General features: G+C 71.0%; 19 protein-coding genes. 5 read left to right on the top strand and 14 right to left on the bottom strand.

All coding sequences use genetic code 11. The annotated features are described in order from the left end of the window. Nucleotides 1-23 precede the first annotated feature (23 nt). Both ACGF8B_RS34395 and ACGF8B_RS34390 read left to right on the top strand, forming a co-directional pair. A complete protein-coding gene (locus ACGF8B_RS34395) occupies nucleotides 24-221 on the top strand; it encodes a beta-ketoacyl synthase N-terminal-like domain-containing protein (protein WP_392746101.1) in 198 nt (65 codons plus the stop codon). A gap of 132 nt (nucleotides 222-353) precedes the next feature. Next, nucleotides 354-515 (top strand): hypothetical protein, encoded by a 162-nt coding sequence (locus ACGF8B_RS34390; RefSeq protein WP_392746099.1) that lies wholly within the window; start codon nucleotides 354-356, stop codon nucleotides 513-515. Nucleotides 516-739: 224 nt separating this feature from the next. On the opposite strand, the gene ACGF8B_RS34385 is transcribed toward ACGF8B_RS34390, so the two are convergent. The 3 genes from ACGF8B_RS34385 to ACGF8B_RS34375 all read right to left on the bottom strand — a co-directional run bounded on the left by ACGF8B_RS34385 (nucleotide 740) and on the right by ACGF8B_RS34375 (nucleotide 2,581). Next, nucleotides 740-1,378 carry a hypothetical protein gene (locus ACGF8B_RS34385; protein WP_392746097.1) on the bottom strand — a complete coding sequence of 213 codons (639 nt, stop codon included), beginning with the start codon at nucleotides 1,376-1,378 and terminating at the stop codon, nucleotides 740-742. Between the two features lie 175 nt (nucleotides 1,379-1,553). Continuing rightward, entirely contained in the window at nucleotides 1,554-1,787 is a 234-nt protein-coding gene (locus ACGF8B_RS34380) for a hypothetical protein (RefSeq protein WP_392746095.1), read from the bottom strand. A gap of 278 nt (nucleotides 1,788-2,065) precedes the next feature. Then, the gene (locus ACGF8B_RS34375) at nucleotides 2,066-2,581 is read right to left on the bottom strand and encodes a hypothetical protein (protein ID WP_392746094.1); all 516 of its coding nucleotides are present in this window, start codon (nucleotides 2,579-2,581) and stop codon (nucleotides 2,066-2,068) included. A 377-nt stretch (nucleotides 2,582-2,958) separates the two neighbouring features. Between ACGF8B_RS34375 and ACGF8B_RS34370 the strand changes: the two genes are divergently transcribed. Further along, the gene (locus ACGF8B_RS34370) at nucleotides 2,959-3,825 is read left to right on the top strand and encodes a peptidoglycan DD-metalloendopeptidase family protein (protein WP_392746236.1); all 867 of its coding nucleotides are present in this window, start codon (nucleotides 2,959-2,961) and stop codon (nucleotides 3,823-3,825) included. A 180-nt stretch (nucleotides 3,826-4,005) separates the two neighbouring features. Here ACGF8B_RS34370 and ACGF8B_RS34365 read toward each other — a convergent pair whose 3' ends face one another. The 11 genes from ACGF8B_RS34365 to ACGF8B_RS34315 all read right to left on the bottom strand — a co-directional run bounded on the left by ACGF8B_RS34365 (nucleotide 4,006) and on the right by ACGF8B_RS34315 (nucleotide 19,804). After that, nucleotides 4,006-4,548: a DapH/DapD/GlmU-related protein gene (locus ACGF8B_RS34365; protein WP_392746092.1), complete on the bottom strand. Its 543-nt coding sequence runs from the start codon at nucleotides 4,546-4,548 to the stop codon at nucleotides 4,006-4,008. Between the two features lie 165 nt (nucleotides 4,549-4,713). Then, nucleotides 4,714-5,730 carry a LysR family transcriptional regulator gene (locus ACGF8B_RS34360; protein WP_392746091.1) on the bottom strand — a complete coding sequence of 339 codons (1,017 nt, stop codon included), beginning with the start codon at nucleotides 5,728-5,730 and terminating at the stop codon, nucleotides 4,714-4,716. A 593-nt stretch (nucleotides 5,731-6,323) separates the two neighbouring features. After that, nucleotides 6,324-7,973, bottom strand: a complete 1,650-nt coding sequence (locus ACGF8B_RS34355) for a bifunctional aspartate transaminase/aspartate 4-decarboxylase (protein ID WP_392746090.1) — start codon at nucleotides 7,971-7,973, stop codon at nucleotides 6,324-6,326. A 37-nt stretch (nucleotides 7,974-8,010) separates the two neighbouring features. Beyond that, complete coding sequence (gene aspT, locus ACGF8B_RS34350) at nucleotides 8,011-9,714, bottom strand: aspartate-alanine antiporter (protein WP_392746089.1); 1,704 nt, start codon at nucleotides 9,712-9,714, stop codon at nucleotides 8,011-8,013. Nucleotides 9,715-9,735: 21 nt separating this feature from the next. Continuing rightward, nucleotides 9,736-11,412: an aspartate-alanine antiporter gene (gene aspT, locus ACGF8B_RS34345; RefSeq protein WP_392746087.1), complete on the bottom strand. Its 1,677-nt coding sequence runs from the start codon at nucleotides 11,410-11,412 to the stop codon at nucleotides 9,736-9,738. Between the two features lie 226 nt (nucleotides 11,413-11,638). Continuing rightward, nucleotides 11,639-13,198, bottom strand: a complete 1,560-nt coding sequence (locus ACGF8B_RS34340) for a mucoidy inhibitor MuiA family protein (RefSeq protein ID WP_392746086.1) — start codon at nucleotides 13,196-13,198, stop codon at nucleotides 11,639-11,641. Between the two features lie 8 nt (nucleotides 13,199-13,206). Next, on the bottom strand, nucleotides 13,207-15,306 hold the full coding sequence (locus ACGF8B_RS34335) for a DUF4139 domain-containing protein (RefSeq protein ID WP_392746084.1): 2,100 nt from the start codon (nucleotides 15,304-15,306) through the stop codon (nucleotides 13,207-13,209). 37 nt (nucleotides 15,307-15,343) lie between these two features. Further along, nucleotides 15,344-16,024 carry an isochorismatase family protein gene (locus tag ACGF8B_RS34330; protein ID WP_392746082.1) on the bottom strand — a complete coding sequence of 227 codons (681 nt, stop codon included), beginning with the start codon at nucleotides 16,022-16,024 and terminating at the stop codon, nucleotides 15,344-15,346. 39 nt (nucleotides 16,025-16,063) lie between these two features. Continuing rightward, the gene (locus ACGF8B_RS34325; protein ID WP_392746081.1) at nucleotides 16,064-17,704 is read right to left on the bottom strand and encodes a (2,3-dihydroxybenzoyl)adenylate synthase; all 1,641 of its coding nucleotides are present in this window, start codon (nucleotides 17,702-17,704) and stop codon (nucleotides 16,064-16,066) included. Then, a complete protein-coding gene (gene dhbC, locus ACGF8B_RS34320; RefSeq protein ID WP_392746079.1) occupies nucleotides 17,701-18,906 on the bottom strand; it encodes an isochorismate synthase DhbC in 1,206 nt (401 codons plus the stop codon). Before dhbC ends, ACGF8B_RS34325 begins: the two co-directional genes overlap by 4 nt. Nucleotides 18,907-18,973: 67 nt before the next feature. After that, nucleotides 18,974-19,804: a 2,3-dihydro-2,3-dihydroxybenzoate dehydrogenase gene (locus ACGF8B_RS34315; RefSeq protein ID WP_392746078.1), complete on the bottom strand. Its 831-nt coding sequence runs from the start codon at nucleotides 19,802-19,804 to the stop codon at nucleotides 18,974-18,976. 403 nt (nucleotides 19,805-20,207) lie between these two features. On the opposite strand from ACGF8B_RS34315, the gene ACGF8B_RS34310 reads away from it, so the two are divergent. Both ACGF8B_RS34310 and ACGF8B_RS34305 read left to right on the top strand, forming a co-directional pair. After that, nucleotides 20,208-20,447, top strand: coding sequence for a phosphopantetheine-binding protein (locus tag ACGF8B_RS34310; protein ID WP_342280344.1), 240 nt, complete (start codon nucleotides 20,208-20,210; stop codon nucleotides 20,445-20,447). Then, nucleotides 20,444-21,295, top strand: coding sequence for a siderophore-interacting protein (locus tag ACGF8B_RS34305; protein WP_392746075.1), 852 nt, complete (start codon nucleotides 20,444-20,446; stop codon nucleotides 21,293-21,295). Before ACGF8B_RS34310 ends, ACGF8B_RS34305 begins: the two co-directional genes overlap by 4 nt. Nucleotides 21,296-21,407 lie beyond the last annotated feature (112 nt).

Below are 21,407 nucleotides of genomic sequence, written 5' to 3'. Positions count from 1 at the left end.
CGTGTGCCCGGGCGGAGCGGTGGATGCCGCTGAGCGCCGGTGCGTCCGGTGCGGAGGCCCTTGCCCCGGGGCAGGACCTGATCCGCGGCGGGCGGGCCGGCGTGGTCGTCGCAGGCGGGGCGGAGGCATGTCCGCGCCCTTTCACCATCGCGGCATCCGCCGGGACGGAGGCCCTGCCGACGCAGTCCGTGGCCCCGACGACCGGCCCCGCGGCGTCCTGATCGCCTTCAGGCCGGGGTGGACTGCTGCGTGGTCATGTCACCCCCCCCGGCCTGGTATCGCGCGCGGCCGCGGCAGCCCATGCGTTCGACCTGGCGACCGTCCTGGCCGGATTCCACGAGGACCACCCCCAGGTGGAGATCGCTCCGACCGAGGACACCTCGGAGCGGATGCTCGCCGCACCGCACCGAGGGGAGCTCGGCATCGCCGTGACCGGACTCGCGGACGAGGAGCCCTCCAGCCCCGCCGGCGCCGTCTTCCTGAACCTGATGCGTACGAGTCCGGGCCCGGCTTGACGCGCCGTGGAGACCGCTATGGCACGCGAATGGCAGCGTGAGTCCCGAGAGGCCCGGACAGAGAACAAGCCCCAGGACGACCGCCCTCGCGCCAGCGTCTCCGGATCTCCTCCCGCTGAGGCGGCGAGAACCCGAAGTCACGCACCTGTGCCTCCACCACCGCATGATCGCCCGTGGGTGGTGCGTTGATCACTTGAACCCGCCATCGCCCGGCGACAGCCTTCTCAGGTGAAGGCGATGGCTGCTCCGGTCGAGATCGAGAGTTTCGCAGCGTGGAGGAGTCGCAGGCATACATAGGACTCGATTCCGTAACGCTGCCACCCCTCGGTGGCCGACTCCGCGGCATCGGCGGCGTCGACGATCTCTTCGGAGTCCGGATCGAGGTCTTCCGGAAGACCGAGAGCTTCGGCGAGCCGGCGGGTTTCCTCCAGCAGCCGCACCGAAGAGCCCAGGTGGCCGCCCGGCGCCTGTTTGTCGACGATGACGTGGGTGAAGTCGACGGGGACGTAGTAACCCCCGCAGTCCGAATGATGGACCAGATGGTCGAACGGCCCGGGAGGATCGGTCGGGAGGTCCTCGTACACCTTGCTGAGGAGCGAGTCGTCAGCCGCCCGGTGGCTTCCGTCCAAGGGCTCGGGCAGGCGCCCGCCTGCCGCGAGGTGGACGGCGAGACGGCGAAGGGTGTGCAAGCCCGAGTAGCCCCACGAATCCTCGCTCTCCCTCCTGCCGAGGTCGGGCTCAGTCCACCGTCGTGCTCCCGCACGCTCCAGCAGCTCGCCGACCACGGCAAAGTCGGCGCGGACCTTCTCGGCGTAGTCGTCCTCCGCATCGACGAGCACACCGACAACTATGTTCAAACCCATGACCCGATTCTGTCATCGGCCGTCGGACGACCACGCCTTGCCCTGCTGCCGGGTCACGCCACCCGTCCGCAGCCGCCGGCCCCCGGCGGGCCGACTCCGCGCGGCGGGCTGAAGCCGGCGTCCAGCCCGGGGTCGTACGGCTTGGCTCCACAGCGCACCCTGATCGCCACCCGCATCAGGCGCCGTAGGAGCCGTTGACGCGTGATCCGGGCCCGAAGTCCTTCGGCGACGGCCCAGGCTTCTCCCGCTCGGTGTCGAAGAACCGGTCGTGCACGTCTTCCGGGGCGGGGCCGGCGGACAGTTCGGCGAGGTCCTCACGGGAACCGACGGGAATGGATATGTGCAGCTGCGCGAGTTCTGCGGCCACCTTCGCGAACAGCTCGTCATAGTCGGATGAGATGTCGTACAAGCACGCTTCGGAGAAGGTGATGCCACGGCCTTCAGATGCCCGGCCATCTGCTCGGATGCCGCACAGCCGGCCATGATGTCGGGATCGGCGCGCTCCTTCTCGCCGAGATGGCTGGTGTCGGTCAACGGGTGTTGGGCACGCGGCTCCAAGACGGTGATGCCGAACTGCCCGAAGGGACGCCCGCGCCCTTCCCGCTGCGCTGTCGCCGGGAGCCGTACATTCCCGGGCACGGAACCCGCGAGGACCTGGAGCGTTCGCTCGACCTGCCAACGGGCGGTTCACTGCTCGTCGGTGAGGCCCTGGAGATCGACGGGACGGGTTCCGTCGAACGTCACGAGGATTCCGTGGGGATCCGCCAGCCGGAGTCTGCTCTCGGTGAAGCGGATGGCCCAGGTCTGGTCGGCCCACACCGTTGCCTCGGGAGCCGCGATCGGCAACTCGGCAAGATCCAGCTGGCTCAGTTCGTCGGCTGTGAGCCCGAAGTGCCGTTCACGTAGTCGGGTGCGGCAGTACTCCAGGGCCTGGTCGACGAAAACGTCGAAGCGGCTCACAACATCGTGAGCGAGCCGGAGGGCGGACTCGTCCGGCGGGGCAGCCGGCTCGGTCACCAGACTTACGGCCACCTGGTTCTCACCCGCCGCGTCCGCGAAGCAGCCGGTCCAGCAGGCGAGCTGCGGAGGGCTCTCCGTCCGGCTCAGCGCCAGCCCGGCGATATGCAAGGTGGCGGGCAATTGCGAGTCGACGCCCGGAACTTCAGTGCCCGAGCCTCTCGGTGATGCGTCGTTCCCGGACATGGACCCACTCTAGGCCAGGTCGGTGCGTGGCGAGGCCCGCATACACCTGGCTCACGGTGATGGTGTGCGTCGGACGTGGTGGCGACCGTGTCCGCGGAGCGAAGGCGTCGGCCGGGGTTCCGGTGAGCAGCTGGGGTGCCGTGGTCGCTGCACATGGTCGATATCGCCCAGGCGCGGAACGGATCCCTGGAGTACCACTGGCCACTCTGGCATGCTCTTGTCAAGCAATGCGCGTGGAGCGAACTGTGACGTGAGGAGGACGGGACATGTGCGAGCAGTGCGGTCCGGCCGGCGGTGCGGCGGAGGAACCGGACGGTCTCCGACCGGTGGGCCCGTCACGCAGAAGGCTGCTGATCGGCTTCGGCGCCGGGCTCGGGGTGGCGCTGACGGGCGTACCGGCCCTGACCTCGTCGGCCGCGGCGGCGACACTCAAGGACGGCCGGTGGTGCAACCCCGCCCGGGGCCACTTCCCCGCGGGCGGCTACTACGGGGCCCCGCGCGGCCGCTACCCGCACGCCGGCCAGGACGTCACCAACTCGACGGGCACGGCGGTCTACGCCGCGGCCGCGGGCACCGTGGTGCGCCGGGGAACGGACGTCCTGTCGGGGCGCACGGGGAACGGTCTGGTCATCGCGCACGGCGGTGGCCGGTACACGTACTACGGGCACCTCAGCGCGTTCCGGATCCCGCTCGACGCGAAGGTCGCCGCCGGGCAGCGCATCGCCGACATGGGTGCCACGGGCCATGTGACCGGTCCCCACCTCCACTTCGAGACCCACAGCGGAGGGTTGGGGTCCACGGTCAATCCGGTCTCCTACCTCGCCGCTCGCGGCGTGGACCTGGGCGGTGGCTGGCCGGCCATCGGTCCCGGTGCCGTGGGCGCGACCGTGAAAGCCGTCCAGTACCTGATCACCCGGCGCGGCACCGCGCTGGTCGCCGATGGCAACTACGGCGCGGTGTCGGTCAACGCGGTCAAGAAGTTCCAATCGTCCCGTGGTCTGGTGGCGGACGGCCAGGTCGGACCCAAGACCTGGCCGAGGCTGGTCCACGCGCTCGGGAAGGGCAGCTCCGGAGCGCATGTACGCGGCCTTCAGGTGGCCCTCAACAAGCACAGCGCGGGGCTTGCCGTCGACGGCGACTTCGGCGCCGTGACCAACTCCGCCGTACGCGCCTACCAGAACGTGAACCGCCTCGTCGTCGACGGGCAGGCGGGCCCCAAGTCCTGGGAGGCGCTGGTCGGGTGACGGTCCGACAGATGTGCATCCACAGGTCGGGGCGGGCCCGGTTCGACGGTTCCGCCCCGCCCCTCTGAGTGCCCCATCACGCCGACTTTGGCCGCCATCGCGCCGTTGGTGGCGGACGGTGGTGGCGCGAGGCGACGGGGCTGTTGCCGTGACGTCGGTTCGTTGCTGCGGGTGGGGGATTCACCACTGACGTCGTACGGTCGCCTTGCTGTCGGTCACCAGGCTTGCCGGCGGAACATCATCGGCCACGACCGCGCCGGCGGCGATCACGGCGTCACGGCCGATGCTGACGCCGGGCAGGATCGTGGCGCCGGCGCCGATCCACACGTTCTCCGCCACGTCGATGGGTGCGCCGGTGAGGTACAGCCGTCGTTCTCCGGGATCGACCGGGTGTCCGATGGTGATGAACGTGACCTTCGGGCCGATCATGACGCGCTCGCCGAGCCGGATGCCGGCGTAGTCCAGGAACGTGCAGTTCTGGTTGATGAACACGCGCTCGGCGAGGTCGAGGTTGAGGCCGTGGTCCGTGAAGAAGGGCGGATGGATCGTCACCCTCGGCGGCAACGGCTTGCCGAGGATCTGTTCGAACAGTTCCGCTTTGCCTGCTTCGTCGTCGAAAGGCAGGACGTTGAGGCGGGTGGTGAGTTCGGTGACCTGAAGGACTCTCGCGGCCATGGCCTGGAACTCGGCGCTGTGAATGCGCATGAGACGGTCGCCGGACATGCCGTGACTCCTTCCGGGTGTGCCGGCCGACTGGGCTGGACTGTGCGGGACGGGACGGGAGGGGACTGTGCGGGACGGGATGGGACGGGACGGGACCGTGCGGGACGGGGCGGGCTGGGGCTCGCCGGTCAGCCGGCGGAGGCGGGTTTCGGGCAGCCGGCCCAGTCACCTCTGACGCGGTCGTGGAGGCGGCCGCGGCGAGGGGTGGGGCCGCGGTGCGTGAGCCGTTTCGGTGTGGTCGTCGCCGTGTTGTGGTCTCGTTGCCCAGGACGGGAGCCACGCCGTCCCGGGGAGCCGCGGCAGGGTCCCGAGGTGGGCGATGATGCCGCGGAGTTCCGGATGCGGATTCGCACTCGGGAGGATGAGCGAGAGCGGGTACGCGAGGGTCGGACCGACGACGGGGATGCGGCGCAGGTCGTGATTGGCCGGCCACATGTACCGGTCGCGTGCCCCGACCAGCGTGGCCACGTCCGCCGACTCCGCGAGGGTGTCCAGGAGCACTTCGTCTCCGAAGTGCGGGCCGGCCGCGTCGATGCGCAGGTCGAAGGCGGTGGCGAGTTGATCGTAGAACTCCGCCCATTCGCTTCGGGGTGCGATACCCGGCACCCAGATCCGGTGCCTGCGCAGTTGCGTCGGCGTCAGCCGTCGCGCGGCGGCGAGTGGATGTCCGGGGCCGACGAGAAGCTCCAGCGGGGTGTCGAACGCGTGGATCATCCGCAGACCGGGCGGCAGCGCGGCCGGGTCGGTGACGGTACGGAACGAGGCGTCGACGTCGCCCGCCTCGATGGCGGCGATCACCATGCGTGGGTCGTCGACCCTGAGGGTCACCACGTCGAGATCGGTTTCGGGATGTGACCGCCAGTAGTCGTGCAGAACGACGGCCTGGGCACTTCGCAGGCCCAGAACATCGATCCGTAGGGCCCGGGAGCCGGGCCTGACCGCGGTGATGGCGCGTTCGACACCCGCGACGACACTCTGTGCGTGGGGAAGGAACGCCTGGCCGTCGAGCGTGAGCTCAACCCCTCGGGCAGTGCGTGTGAACAGGCGGACTTCCAGCTCCCGCTCCAGCGACGCGATCCGCTTGGACACCGCCTGCTGTGTCACGCCCAGCTCGTCGGCCGCATGCTGGAACTGTCCGAGCTCGGCCGCCCGGACGAACGATCGCAATGCGTTGGTGTCCACCGGCCCATCCTAGGGGCGCCCAACCGATCGTTGTGGATCGCCGGGGTTCGGTTGGTCCGAGCCGGGGCGGGCGCCGGGAGCGGCCCTCGGTGGCGTGCTGATCGACGACCGCAGGCCCGTGCGGCCAGGGCGGCCGTCGTCGCGCAGCGGGTGGAGAGGCATTCGTCGACTTCGTCGAGTGCCACCTCGTCCGGCGGCGGCTGTGGCGCGCCCCCGCGAGCCGTGCGTCGCAGGTGTGCCGGTGATCCCCTGGATCCGGTGCCGGGCGACGGCACCGCAGGTCCGCGGGGGCTGCGACGTACCCCGCCATGTCCAGCGACCGCGATCCGGGCCGCTTCCCGCAGCGCGTGCGGCGGCTGCTGCGTCGATGCGGCCGACCAGGCCGGCAGGGCCTCGCGCTCACCGGACGAGGACGGGGCGTCCTTCGGGGCGGGCCCGGCCGGGGCGCAGATCGGAGAACTCGGAGTGTCCTTCACCGCGGCTGTCCATCCGCGGCCGTCCGCCACCGTCCTGCGCAGCCGGACCGTGGATTTCGCAGCCGATGCGGAGGGCGGGGCCGCGGCCGGGCCGCGCCCCCGGGGCATCGACGTGGATCAGGACTCCGACGCCCGCCATTCCTGCGCGTAGTTGTTGAAGATCTCCCGCAGGTGATGCCCGATCTTCAGATAGTCCAGGTCGTCCAGGTTGGCGAGGGAGACGCGGACCGACCACTGGGGGCCGTCGAAGCCGCCCCCGTTGAGCAGCACCACGCCTGTCTGCCGGGCGAGGCGGAACAGTGGGTCGATCGGCTCGTAGTTCTTGTCGAGGAAGGCTGCGAACGACTCGCCGTGTTCGAGTCGGGCCTGTGCCATGAGGTCCAGTTCGACGTAGTAGCCGGCGCGGTGCGGATCGTCGGCGATCTTCATCTGGGCTCCCTCCAGCAGGAGTTGGAGGCGCTGCCGCACGATGGCGCGGATCCGCTGCTTGTAGGCCCGGCCCTCGTCGAGCATGCCGAAGAGGGAGAACAGGCCGAGCATGACCTGCTGCGGGAGCGAGAGGCCGGCGGTGTGGTTGAGCGCGACCTGGCGGGAGTCGGCGACCAGCCGGTCGATGAACCTGATCTTCTCCGGTTCCAGGCTCAGCGTTCCGTACCGCCTGTTCAGGACGTCCTTGTCCGCCTGCGGCAGGGCGGCGATCCGTTCGTCGACGACATTGTCGTCGTGCAGTCCGATGACGCCGAGTCGCCAGCCCGTGCAGCCGTAGTGCTTCGAGTACGAGTAGACGAGGAGGGTGTTGCGGGGCAGGTCGGCGGCCAGGGACCGGAAGCCGTCCACGAACGTTCCGTACACGTCGTCCGTGACGATGAGCAGGTCCGGGTTCTTCGTCGCGACGATGTCCTTGATCTGGTCCGTGACCCGCCGACTGAGCGCCAGGGACGGCGGGTTGGAGGGGTTGACCAGGCAGACCAGCTTGATGTCCGGGTCCGCGAGCTTGTCGATCTCCTCGGCCGGGTAGCGCCACTCGCGCACGCCCGCCTCGGCGAACATGTTGGCCTCCACGTACGTCACGTCGAATTCGTACGTGTCCAGCTCGGGAATCTCGATGTACGGGGTGAACACGGGGACCATGAGCGCGATCCGGTCGCCCTTGTGCAGGATCCCGTTCTTCATGAGCGAGTCGAAGATGTAGCACATGGCGGCTGTGCCGCCCTCGGTCGCGAAGTACGAGAAGTCCCCGGCCGGCGGCTCGTTGGCGAACAGCTCGTCCGCGATGTAGCCGCGGACGATCTCCTGGGTGTGGTGCAGGATGCGGTCCGGCACCGGATAGTTGTCGCCGACCGAGCTGTCGGTCAGTTCATGGACGAAGGCGTCCTTGTCGAATCCGAAGCGCGACACCGCCGACTCGACACATTTCCGGAGGAGTTCGATGCCGGGGAGACCCGGCTGCTGCCGTACGAAGGCGTCGAAACGGTCGCCGGAACCTTCCAGCTCCGGCATGCCGCCGAGGTTGTCGGCCGTCCACACCCGGCGGGACTCGGTGAGTGCGAAGTGGCCGAGTGCGTAGAACGCCTCGCGGGGCCCGGTGGCGACCCAGTTCGGGTTGCCACGGCCCGCGTTGAGCATCTGGGCGCTCGACTTGTCCTTCTGGCCGGGCCGGTCGGCCTGCGCCTCCTGGGCGAGTCCGACGAAGACGTTCTTCAGCTCGAAGGGGGAGAGCCGGGCGTACTGCTGGATCTGCTCGCGGCTCAGGTTCGTCTCGTGCATGGTGTTTTCCTCATGTCCTTGTGTCCGTGCGGGGCGCTCAGTGGTGGAGGAGGACGATCACGGCGCCCCAGATGGTCAGCAGTACGTTTCCGACGGCGTACGGGATCGTGTAGCCGAGCGTGGGGACCTGGGACCGGGACGCCTCGTTGATCGCGCCGATCGCGGCTGTGGTGGTCTGGCCGCCCGCGAGGACGCCCATCAGGATCGGGAAGCGGATCCTCTGGATGTGGTGACCGACGAGGAATCCCACGATCAGGGGTACCACCGTGGCCACCGCGCCGAAGACCAGCAGGCCCCAACCCGCCGTGGAGAGACCGGAGGTGAAGCCGGGGCCGGCGTTGATGCCGACGACCGCGACGAAGAGGCACAGGCCGAGCGTGTCCATGAACCACTGGGCACCGGGCGGCACATTGCCGTACGTGGGGTACTTGCCGCGGATCCAGCCGAAGACCAGGCCCATGATGAGCGCGCCTCCGGAGGTGGAGAGCGAGATCGGGACGCCGCCCGCGGTCAGTGCGGGGATGCCGATGCAGCCGCCGAGGAAGATGCCGAGACCGACCCAGATCATGTCGGTGGCGAAGGACGTCGGGACCGGCTTGCCGATCGCCCGGCCCGCCGGGTCCACGAGCCGTTTCGGCCCGGTGAGGACCAGTGTGTCGCCGCGCTCGACCTTCGTCGACAGGCGGTACGGGAACTCCGCCCCGGACCGGTAGATCTTGTCGACGTAGACCCCCGCCATGAACGGCTCCTTGCGCAACTCGGCCACCGACTTGCCCAGTTGGTTCTTCTCGGAAGCGACCACGTGCAGTGTCTCGGTCCGGTAGCCGAGCAGTTCGACGTCGTCGGTCTCCGCGCCGAGGTGGGTACGGGCGTCGAAGTCGACGAGCGAGCCGCGCAGCGCGCTGAGCGCCACCACGTCCCTCTCGCGCAGCACGGTCCGCCGGGTGTGGTCGAGGATTGCGCCGTCCCGGCGCACCCGCGTGATGTAGATGCGGTGGCCGAGCTCCTGCTGTTGCTGCTCGAAGTCGTCGATGGTGCGGCCGACGATGTCGGGGCGCTGGATCGTGTACGCCCGCAGCACCACCTCGTAGTAGCCGTCGTTCAGGTCGGGGTCGTCCTCGGGGGCGTCCAGCTCCTTCGCGAGCGCGGCCGATTCGGCGGCGAGGTCCTTGCGGTAGAGCTTCGGCAGTACGTTCGCCAGGAGCATCGCGCACAGGATCGTGCCGAGCGGATACGTCACCGCGTAGCCGATCGCGACGAGGTTCTCCTCGGTCCTGGCCTGCCCGGCGGAGAGCCCAGGCAGATTGCCGATGGCGTCCTGTGCGACACCGATCACCGCGGACTGGGTGAGGGCGCCGCCGAGCAGACCGGCGCTGAGGCCGGGGCCGTAACCGAGCACGGCGGCGAAGCCCCAGCAGACCAGCAGGCCGGTGACGCAGACGACGACGGCGTTGACGACCTGCGGCAGGCCGTCCTTCTTCAGGCCGCGGAAGAACTGCGGACCCACCTTGTAGCCGAGCGCGAACAGGAACATCGTGAAGAACAGGTTCTTCACCGTCCCGTCGACGGTGACCTCGAACCGGGCACCGAGCAGCAGCCCCGCCACCAGGCAGCCGGTGACGGCGCCCAGTGCGACGGCCCGGTAGCGCAGCTTCCCGAAGAGGAAGCCGATCGCCACGGTGAGGAAGACCAGCAGCTCGGGGTGGGGCTGGAAGATGTTGCGATTCAGGAAATCGATCATTTCCCCGGGCTCTCCGATCTGTCAGGAACCGAGGACGCCGACGAGTACCGGGCCGGTCAGAGGGAGCAGGAAGTTCGAGAGGGCGTAGGTGATGGTGTAGCCGAGCATCGGCACCGACGACTGCGCCACCTGGGTGACGGCGGTGATCGCGGGCGTCGAGCACTGCTGGCCCGCGATGGCGCCGATGAGGAGCGGCTTCTCGATGTGGAGGAGTTTGAGGCCGACGACGAGCGAGATCGTCGCGGGGACCAGCACCATGGCGATCCCGGCGAACGGCAGCAGCGCCCCGTACTCCTTGAGCAGTGGCCAGGCCTGTGGTCCGGACACCAGACCGGTGCAGGCGATGAAGACCGCGAGCCCCATGTCCTTGATGGTGGCGGCGGCCTGCGGCGGGAACGCCCCGAAGGTCTGGCTGCGCGAACGGAACCAGCCGAAGAGCAGCCCCGAGACGAGACAGCCGCCGCCGGTGCCGAGGGACAGCGGAACGTCGCCGAACTTCACCACGACCTGCCCGAGCAGCGAACCGGCCGCGATGCCGAGCCCGAGGTAGATGAAGTCGGTGGCGTCGTTCCTGACCACGGAGCCGAGCTTCGCGACCAGTCTGTTGAGGCCCGAGCGGGCACCCACCAGGGTCAGCACATCACCGCGGTGCACGACCGTGTCGCCGTTCGCGGGCAGTTCCTGGCCGGTGCGCGTGACATCGGTGACGTACACGCCGGCCGAGAGGAACTCGGGATTCTCGCGCTGGATCCGGTCGATCGTCTTGCCGTCGTTGGACTTGCGGGTGATCGACACCTGCTCGGTCGCCAGAGGTGAAGCGAGACCGGGGACGCCCGGTGTCTCGGGGCCGATGAGCCGCCCCGCCTCGATGGTCTGCGCGCGCCGGCCGACCACGAGGACCAGGTCGGAGAGGGTGAGCCGGAGATCGGGGGAGGGCGTGAGGACCTTGCTGCCGCGCTTGACGGACTCGATGGTGATCCGCTCGTCGAGGGCGGACTCCAGGTTCCCCACGGTACGGCCGTCGGCGGTGGTCACCAGATACGTACGGCCCACCATGGTCGGCAGGGCGGGGCGCTCGTCCGGTCCCAGGGCGCCGCTGCTGCGGGTGCGCTCCCACAGCTCCCGGGCGGCGTCGCGCAGGTTGATGCGCAGCATCATCGGCATGATCTGGCTCGTGTAGAGGACGATCGTGATCAGGCCGAAGAGATAGCAGACCGTGTACGCGGTGGCGACGTTGCCCTGGTACTCGGACACCTGCTGTGCGGTCAGACCACTCAGTTTGCCGATGGACTCGGTGGCCGTACCGACGACGGCGGATTCGGTGGCGGCACCGGCCAGGATGCCCGAGGCGGTGCCGACATCGAGGTCGAACCACTTGGCGAGGCCGAAGGCGATGCCGAGGGCACAGACCAGTTCGATGCCGCACAGCACGAAGAAGCGCAGGCTCTTCTTGTTGAGGTTGCGGAAGAACTGAGGTCCGGCCATGTAGCCGAGGGCGAAGATGAACAGCGCGAAGAACACGGTCTTCACGTCGTCGGAGACCTGCGCCTTGGTCCAGGCGCCGAGGAGCAGGGACACGATGAGCGTTCCGCAGATGCCGCCCAGCGTCAGCGGCCCGACACGCAGCTTCCCGAGGAGGTAGCCGAGCGCGAGGCTCGCGAACAGGACGAGCTCGGGGTGGTCCTTGAGGACTCCCACGGCCGCTCAGTGAATCTCATATAACGAAATATGGGGCATGGTTGGACAATAGGTGACGGTTCGTGATGCCGCCACGCGACGCCGGCAGCCCTGGTCATCCGGCGGCGAATCGGGCGCAGTTGAGGCGCGCCCGTGCGGGACCGCTGCCGTACGGGAGAGTGTTCCGGCGGCCCGGCCCGGTGCACCGTCGGCCCGGCCCGGTGCACCGTCGGCCCGGTCACCGGTCTCAGAGTCCGGTGACCTTGGCGCTCGCCGACAGCGCGTAGGCCAGGGTGACCGTGCGGTGACCACCGGGTGGGAGGGCGATGTCCCAGCGGGCGATGCCCTCGGCGTCGACCGTGTCCGGGGCCGGGGAGCAGGATTTCTCGTGCAGCCGGATCTCCACCGCCGAGACCTCGGAGACCGGGATCCGTTCCCGCAGGACGACCACCCGCTCGTCGTGTTCGCCGGGGGCGGAGAACCGCGACAGGTGCAGCCGGACCGTGCGGTTCACCACGGTTCGCTGGGTGATTCCGGTGGAGTCGCGGGACTCCTCGGACTGCCGGACCACCCGGTAGTCGTCGCAGCTGCCGAAGGCCAGTTCGGCCGGGGCGCCGGGGGCGGTGAAGTCCAGTGTGCCGCGGCCGCTGAATCCGCTGCCGCGGACCAGGTCGACGGGCCCGGCGAGCAGTGCGTGGCCGGACCGGTTGTCGAACCGCACCGCCTGGGTGACCAGTGGGGACAACTCCGGTGAGCAGGCGTACTCGCTGCGTGCGGCCGTGGTGAACGCGGAGAGCGGCACTCGGTGGGCGCGGCCGTCACCGGGCACCGACACCGGTGCGGGGGATCGCAGTACGCGTGCCTCACCGCCGTCGTCCACCCCGGGCAGCCCGAGCACGGGCGTCGGGCCGAGGTCCGCGACGGCCTCCTCGCGCAGTTCGACGTCGATCGTGCGGCGCTCCGCCGCGGAGCGGTCCTTGAGCGTCAGCCGGTCCTCGACCAGCCGAGGCGGATCGGTGGCCAGGGCCGAGCGGGCCGTGGACAGGGTCAGCCGTACGTCCGACCAGTCCTCGCCGGTGCGCTGCCAGACCATCGCGTCGGTCTCCAGGGTCAGCGAGTCCCCGTCGAGCACGGCCCGGTAGGCCGGCCGCCACAGCGCACACGGGGTGAGGTGGCTCAGGCGCAGCCCGACCGGCCCGGCCGCCGCGGTCTCCACGGTCAGTTCGACATGGCCGACCAGCTCCGCGGGCTTCTCCTCGGTGAGCCGCACGGCCCGCTCGGCCTCCCCGAGTTCGCCCGCGATGCCGGCCAACCGGGCGTCCGCGGCACGGAGTTGTTCGCAGCAGGTGTCGCGCTCCTCGTCCACCCGGTCCAGCTCGCGGGCCCAGCGATGCTGTTCGGTCTCGCCGTGACCGGCGCCCTCGCCGATCTCCCGCAGCACATCGGCGGCGAGGCGGCCCAGCAGATCGAGGCGGGCCTTCAGCCGCTCGCGTCGCCGGCCCAGCGACAGCCGCTCCTCTTCGAGACCGTGTACGCGGTGGCGCAGGGCGGAGTCGTCCTCGGTGGGCAGCGGCGCGCGCGGTGTCCAGCTGCGGACGATCCGTACGTCGAGCACGGTCGCGTGGTGATCGGCGGCCAGTTCGGCATGGAGGGTCCGGTCGACGGCCAGCGCGCTGACCGGCCCGAGACGCAGCCGCTGGACCCCGGCCTCCAGGTCGAGCACGACGGAGCGTTCGACGTGGGCGCGGTCCTCCAGACAGGTGACGGCGGTGACGGGGAGAGCGATCGGCTGCTGGGCCGTGGACATGGTGGGTGTCAGCTCCTGCGGTTGCCGCCGGCCAGGGACTTGCCGGTCGGTATGCGGATCTCGTAGCCGCCGTCGAGGGCGGCGGTTGCGCCCGCGGTCAGGTCCGGTCGCCAGACGCGGGTGCCAGGTGTGTACCGGTCGGGTCCGGTGCCTTCGTCGGGGGTGGTCCAGTCGGCCCGCTCCTCGATCCGGACGTCCGGATCGGCGGTGACCGGAACCCGTTCGCGGACCTCCACCGTGACGGGCCGCGTCAGTTGGTTGGCCAGCTCCACGTGGACGCGGTGGTCGAGCACGGTGGTGTTGTTGCGCAGGCCCGACGTCGACTCGTTCAGGCTCGTACGGCGGGTGACCCGGATGCCCTCGGCCGCCCCGAGCCCCACCCGGCGGACACCGCCGGGTGCGAGCGTGGGCAGTGCGGTGGTCAGCAGGAAGTCGTCGTCGACGGTGACCTCCACCGGACCGGCGAGCAGTGCCTGGTCGGTGGAGTTGGAGAGCACCAGCGTCGCGTACACGGTCTGATCGACGGACGGCACGCACAGGTACTCGGTACGCAGACCGACCGGGATCTCGCCGACGGTGACGGTGTGCCAGGTGCCGTCCGACGGGATGTCGGCGCGGGCGGCGGCATCGAAGCGGTGGTCGAAGGAGCCCGCCGACTCCCGGGGCCGCACGGCGCGTCCGGGCAGCGGCAGCGCCGCCACCGCTTCGGCGCGGCGGCGGTACTCGGCCGCCACCGGGTCGAAGGGCGAGCCGGGGAACAGCCGGCCCCTGCGACCGCCCGTCTCCTCGGGGCCGCACAGGACGAGGCCGGCGTAGTCGAGCTCGGCGCCGCTCGGCTGCGGCGGACCGGCCGCGGGTGCCGGAGGGGGCGGGGGCACGGCCCCGGCGGGAGCCGCGGGCACCATGACGCCGGGCGCACCCGCGAAGGGGCCACCGGCCCGCTGCCCGGCGGCCGGTTGTGCCCAGCCCTGTGGCGCGGGGGCGGGCATCCCGCCGCCGAAGGCCTGCGGGGAAGCACTTCCGGGCGCCGGAAGCGCGCCCGGCGGCGCGCCGTAGCCCAGCGGCGCCGACGGCGCCGGCGGTGGCGGGGGAGGAGGCGGCGGCAGAGCGGGCTCGGCTGCGGCAGCCGCGACGACGTAGCCACCCCCGGGAGTCGCGGGCGCGGCGGCCGGGGCCGGTCCGGGGCCCGCCGAGTCGAACCCGGAGAACAGATCGACGAGCCCGGCCGGCGGCTCGCGCCAGCCGGAGGGCGCGGGGGCCGGCTGACTGCGCCCGATCCGGATCGAGCGCAGCCTCGGCAGGTCGGTGCGGCGCCGGAGATCGGCGGTGGCCAGGGCGATGCGTACGCCGGTCCAGTCCTCGCCGGTCCGCTGGGCGACCGAGGCGCGCAGCACCAGCCGCCCGCTGCCGTCGCCCTGACGGTGTGTGAGCCGATAGGCCGGCACCCAGACGGCGCCCGGGACCCCGTACTCCAGCTCCAGTTCCAGCTCCGCTCCCGTGTCGCCGGTGCCGTCGAGGGTCAGTACCGCGCAGACCGTGGTCTCCACGTGCGCCGACGGCGCGTCGGTGGAGGCACGGGCGAGCCTGTCGGCGACGCCGTCCAGCTCGTGCTCGACGGTGCGCAGCGCCTCCTCCAGCTCGCCGAGACGCTTGTGCAGCCCCGTCAGCCGCTCGTCGACGAAGTCGGCGAGTTCCAGCCAGGCGTCGACCGGGGTGCGGCGGTGCGGGTCGTCGCGCCTGCGGGCAGGCGGTACGGGCTGCAGGGCCCTGACCTCCTCGATCAGGCTCAGCTGCCGGTCCCGCCGTCCCTGTGCGGCCGCGTGCTCGTCGCTCAGCCGCTCCGCCTCGCGCCGCAGCTCGTCGGGCGCACGGGTGCCGGACGGCTCGGCCTCGACCTCGACCCGGGCCTCGGTGACGCGTACTCCCGGGGCTCCGAGTACCCGGGCCCGCAGCGAGCCCGGGTCCAGTGAACGGGGCAGCCCCGTCACCCGGACCCGGCCGCCGGGCGGCACACTGCCCCGGGCCAGGCGCGTGCAGACCGCGCCCTGCGCGTACACCACGACCGAATCGAGGGTCGATCCCCACCGCCGTGCCGGCTCATCCGTCATGTGCTCCGCCCCCCGCCGCGTCCATGCTGTGCGCAGCTTACGCCCGGCGGGTCCGCGCGTCCGCGTCACATCGGGCGGACGGCGAACGGTCCCCTTCGAGCACGACCCGGGTGCTCGTGACCACGGCGCATCTGCCCGCCGCCCAGCGCAGGGCCATCGCATGGTCCTCGGCCGAGAAGTCGGCCACCGCGTCGGCCACCACGAACGCCTGGATGTCCTGCATCCAGGCGTCGCACGCGGTCATGAGGACACCGATGTGGGCGTAGACACCGGTGACGACGATCTGGTCGCGGCCCTGTTCGCGGAGGCGTTCCAGGAGATCGGTGCGGACGAAGCCGCTGTACTTCCACTTGGTGAGCACCGCGTCGCCCTCGTCGGGCGCGACGGCCTCCGCGATGGCGGCGGCGTGCGGGTCGGCCGGCAGGCCCGGGCCCCAGAAGTCCTGTTGCAGTCCGCGCTCGTCCGGGCTCTGGCCGCCCGGCTGCGCGGTGTAGAGCACCGGCATGCCGAGTCGGGCCGCCGTCCTCTTCAACTCCGCCACGTTCGCCAGAAGTTCGGGAATCGGAGCGGACGAGCGGTCGTAGGCCGACAGGAAGTAGTTCTGCAGATCGTGGACGAGGAGCACGGCGCGGGACGGGTCGACGGTCCAGCCGACCCGGTTGGCGGGCAGCTCGTCGGTGGCCGGCATGGGGTACGGAGCGATGGCGGGCAGTGCCATGGTGCGGGGATTCCGTTCAGGGGAGGAGAGTCCGGCCGGTCAGGCCGGTGTGGCAGCGGACGTGCCGCGGGCCGCGGCGGTCCGCAGGGCCTTCTTGGAGATCTTTCCGACGCCGGTCTGCGGGAACGTGTCCACGAACTCGACGCGGTCCGGCACCTTGTACGCGGCCAGATCCCGTTCCCGTACGAACCGTTTGATGTCCACCGGCTTCAGCGGACCCGCGCCCGGGCGCAGGACCACGTACGCGCAGGTGCGTTCGCCCAGGTACGGGTCGGGCTCGGCCACCACGTTGGCGTCGTGGACGAAGGGGTGGGCCAGGATGTGGTTCTCCACCTCCTCGGCGGCGATCTTCTCGCCGCCCCGGTTGATCTGGTCCTTGGCGCGGCCCTCCACGACGATGTGGCCGCTCGGGGTGACCCGGACGACATCGCCCGTACGGTAGAAACCGTCCTCGGTGAACGAACGGGCGTTGTGTTCCGGCGCCCGCCAGTAGCCGCGGATCGTGTACGGACCGCGGGTCAGCAGGTGGCCCGTCTCGCCCGGCGCGACCTCCTGGTCCTCGTCGTCGACGACCAGGATCTCGTCGTCCGGCGAGATGGGCCGCCCCTGGGTGGTGACGATCACTTCGACCGGGTCGTCCAGCCGGGTGTAGTTGACCAGGCCCTCGGCCATGCCGAAGACCTGCTGCAGCGTGCAGCCGAGCGCCGGCCGGACCCGCCGGGCCGCCTCCTCGCTGAACTTGGCGCCACCGACCAGCAGAACGTCCAGGCTGCTGAGGTCGTGCGCGGTGGCAGTGGCCGCCTCGGTCCACAGCAGGGCCAGCGGGGGGACCAGTCCGGTGAGGGTGACCCGCTCCCGCTCGATCAGCGGGAAGGCCACCTCGGGAGAGGGCTGCGGGCACAGCACCACGCGGCCGCCCGCGTAGAGGGTGCCGAGTGAACCGGGGGAGGACAGCGGGAAGTTGTGGGCCGCGGGCAGCGCGCAGAGGTAGACGCTGTTCTCGTCGACGCCGCAGATCTCGTTGGAGCCGCGGAGCGAGTAGATGTAGTCGTCGTGGGTGCGCGGAATGAGTTTGGGTACGCCGGTGCTGCCGCCGGACAGCTGGAGGAACGCCAGGTCGTCCGGGCTCGGAGCACCGTATCCGACCGGATCCTCCGCCACGTCGGACAGCGCCTCGAACTCGCCCGGCTCTCCGCGGGCGACGAACACATGGCGCAGCGCGGGGGCACCGGCCCGGGTGCGCGCCGCCAGTTCGCGGTAGTCGTAGCCGCCGTGTTCGGCGGCCACGACGTACGCGACCGCCTCGGTGAACTCGCAGAAGTACGAGATCTCCGTCTCGCGGTGGGCCGGCAGGGCGAAGACGGGCAGGGCACCGATCCGGAACAGTGCGAAGACGACCTCGAAGAACTCCGCGACATTGGGCAGTTGCACCACCACCCGATCGCCCTTGGTGATGTTCCGGGCGAGGAAACCGGCCGCCAGCCGGTCGGCGCGCCGGTCCAGCTCCGCGTAGCTCCACCGGATCTCCGCGACGGGGTCGACCACGGCGATCCGGTCCGGGTGCGCCTCGGCGCGTTCCCGGAGCATGGAGCCGAACGTCTCGCCGCGCCACCAGCCCGCGGCCCGGTACCGCTCGGCGAAGTCGGACGGCCAGGTGGGTGCGTCGTCGTACGGGCTCACAGCTCGGCCCCCACGGCGCTGAGGAAGGTGCGGAACTTGGCGGCCGTCTCGGCGGTCTCCGCCTCGGGCACGGAGGCCGCCACGATGCCGGCGCCCGCGTAGAGGCGCAGTGTGCGTTCCTCGGCCTCGGCGCAGCGGATCGTGACGACCCACTCGCCGTCGCCCCGGGCGTCGCCCCAGCCCACCATTCCGGTGAAATAGCCGCGGTCGAAGGGCTCGGTCTCCGCAATGACCCGGCGGGCCGTCGCGGTGGGGGTGCCGCACACGGCGGGGGTGGGATGCAGGGCGCAGGCGAGGGCCAGGGCCGAGATGCCGGGGGAGGCGAGGGCGCCGGTGACCGTGGTGGACAGGTGCCACATGGTGGCGGTGCGGATCAGGGTGGGCCCGGCGGGGACGGTCAGCTCCGTGCAGTGCGGGGCCAGGGCCTGGTGGACGGCGTCCACGACGACCGCGTGCTCGTGCAGGTCCTTCGCGGACTCCAGCAGTGCGGCGGCGCGGCGGACGTCCTCGGCGAGGTCGGTGCTGCGCGGGGTGGACCCGGCGAGCGGATTGGCGACCACCCGCTCTCCCTGCCGGGAGACCAGCAGTTCCGGGCTGGCGCCGACGAGGGTGCGGCCGGGCCCGGTGGGCAGGGCGAAGGTGTGGCCGGCCGGGTCGCGGCGGGCCAGGCGCTGGAGCATCCCGGGCAGGTCCAGTGGGGCGGCGGAGGTGAGTTCGAGGGTGCGGGCGAGCACCACCTTGCTGAACTCCCCGCGCCACATGCGTTCCACGGCCGCGGCGACACCCGCTCCGTAGACCTCGGGTTCGGGTACCGGGCGTATCCGCCAGTGGGCCGAGCCGGTCACCTCGGCGGGCAGCGCGATCAGCGGATCGGAGGCGAGCGGGGGAGCGACGCGCAGTGCCGCCGGCACGCTCAGGGCGGCCGGTGCCTCGTGGTCGAACGGTATGGCGCCGATGACCACGGGCGATTTCTGCCCGGCCGCGCCGGCCTCGGCCAGCGTGGCGTTCACCCGTTCGTCCAACGGTCTCGCGTCGTGCGGAACTTGGCGTGCGGTACCGCGGGCCAGCAGGGTGCGGCCGGGGGTGGCGAGGAAGTGGTCGCCCGGAGCATAGGAGTCCAGGAGCGAGGTGGCGGCGCCTACGGCCGGGTGGGCCGGATCGGCCGGGGGCAGGTGCGTGGCGACCTGGGAAGCCGTCGACACGGTGACTCCATTCTGGAAGGTTCTGCCGGTGGGGGTCGGGAGGGCTTGCGGGAGGGCTGACGGTGGGTCAGCGAAGCGTCGCGCCGCCGTCGACGTACAGCTCCTGCATGGTGATGTGGCGGGCGCGGTCCGAGGCCAGGAACGCGACGGCGTCGGCGATGTCCTCGGGGGCGGCGATCCGGCCCAGCGGGATGCCGGTGCGGTAGGTGGCCGGGTCTCCTTCGACGACCCGCTGCTCGGCGCCGGGGCCGTTCCACAGGGCGCGTTGCATCGGCGTGTCGGTGGATCCGGGGGCGACGACGTTGCACCGCACGCCGCTGCGGGCGAGTTCGAGGCCCAGGCATTTGGTGAACATGACCGCCGCGGCCTTCGACGCGGCGTATGCGGCCATTCCGGTACGAGGGATCCCGGCGGCGTTGGAACCGACGGTGATGACGCAGCCGTTGCCCCGGGCGGCCATCAGCGGTGCGACGGCCTGCGAGGTGTGGAGGACGCCGTCGGTGTTCACGGCGAAGGTCTCCGACCAGTCCTCGTAGGAGAGTTCGGACGCGGGGGCGCATCGCAGGACGCCCGCGACGTTCACGAGTACGTCGATGGGGCCGAGCCGGTTCTCGACACGGGTCACGGTGTGTTCCACCGAGGGCCGGTCGGTGACGTCCATGACGTACGGCTCCATCCGGCCCGTCGGCCGTTCGCTCCCCGGTTTCTCCGCCTGTCGCCGGTTCCACCGTGCGGCCAGGGCGTCGATGCCGTCCTGCGCGCGGTCGGTGGCGGCCACCCGGGCGCCGAGGGTGGCGAACAGTTCGGCGACAGCCGCCCCGATGCCTTGTGCGGCACCGGTCACCAGGACAGTACGGCCGTCGAACTCGCCGTTTCTGCCCGGTATGTGCTCAGGCATGAGCAACCTCCGTTCGAGAAACTTAGGCAAGGGTAACCTAAGTTGAATTCGGCGAAGAGGGGGCGGTTCGAGGGTGCGCGGTGGCGTGACGGGCCCTCGCGCCAGGGGAGTTGGGATGAACGTGCCGCATGGGGGGTGGGCCCCCCGTTTCGTGGTCGTCGCTTGTAAGTTAGGTTAGCCTTGCCTGGGTTTTTGGCGGGGCGCCGGAGTTCCGGAGTGACTCGTCACGAACCATCGCCAACCGGCCCGCATCGCCGCCCGGGCGACCGGTGCGGCCGCCCGGTCCTTCCCGTGAACGCCCTGACCAGGCGTGCGCGGACGGCGCCCCGTGCCGTGGCGTCGTACCCGTCACCGCCGGCGCGCCGACCGTGCCGCCGGCGTCCATTCCCGCAGGAGCAACCCGATGAATCAGACCTTGTCCCCCGAACGCGTCCGCGCGGATGTCGCGGAGCTGCTCGGCTGCGACCCTGCGGGGATCGGGCCCGAGGAGAACCTTGTCGACCTCGGCCTGGACTCGGTGCGGATCATGGTCCTGGTCGACCGCTGGCGGACCGCCGGGGCGGCCGCGCTGGAGTTCGCCGATCTGGCCGAGCAGCCCGAACTGGGGCACTGGACCGAGCTGCTGACGGGTGGTGCCGCATGAGCCGCGTCGACCACCGGCACCGGCACCTGGAGCGGATCGCGGAGGTCCGGGCGGGTCGTCACGCCGAGAAGGTGGGCTACCCGATCGGCATCCGGGCGACCGAGGTGGTACGCACCGCCATGGTCGGCTCCGGTCTGCTGCGGGTGACCCTGGGCGGGCCCGGCGCCGAGGGGTTCGAGGCCCACGCGCCGGACGAACACGTGAAGCTGCTCTTCCCGGATCCGGACGGCTCGCTGCGGCTGCCCGAGCGGAACGGGCTGATGCTGAGCTGGCCGCGGCCGGGGTCCGTCTCTCGGGAGTACACCGTGCGCCGTCACGACCCGGTCGCGGGGGAGATCGACATCGACGTCGCCCTGCACGACGGCGGCCTCGCCTCGGAGTGGGCGGACGGGGTCGGGCCCGGCGACATCATGCACCTCGCGGGTCCGCCCGGCGGGATGATCGTCCCGCACACCTATGACCGCTATCTGCTCGCGGGGGACATCACGGCCCTGCCCGCGATCGCGCGCTGGCTGGAGGAGCTGCCCCGGAGTGCGAAGGGCTGGGCGTTCGTCGAAGTCGTCGACGCCACGCAGGAGATCGAGCTGTCCGCGCCCGAGGGCTTCGAGGTGTGCTGGCTGCACCGCGGCGACCGGCCGGCCGGGACCGGTGACGCCCTGGCGCGGGCCGTGACCGCGGTGAAGGTGCCCGAGGGGGAGCGGGTGTACGTGTGGGCCGCCGGTGAGGCGGGGCAGATCAAACCGCTGCGCCGCTGGGCCCGTGACGAGCTGCGGCTGGAGAAGGCCGACAGCGACATCACCGGTTACTGGAAGTGCGGCGTCGCCGACTTCGACGAGGACGATCACTGACCGGCTGACCGGCTGACCGACCGGCCGGACAGGGGGCGCGCGTGCTGCCGCCCTCCGGTCCGCCCTGACCCGAAGGCCATCAAGTAAGGTGAGCCTTACCTAAGTAGCAAGG

This window comes from Streptomyces sp. NPDC047917 (assembly GCF_043204345.1).
GTDB lineage: Bacteria > Actinomycetota > Actinomycetes > Streptomycetales > Streptomycetaceae > Streptomyces > Streptomyces sanglieri.
The sequence above is the reverse complement of the archived record's forward strand: the minus strand, read 5'-3'. Positions and strand labels throughout refer to the sequence as shown.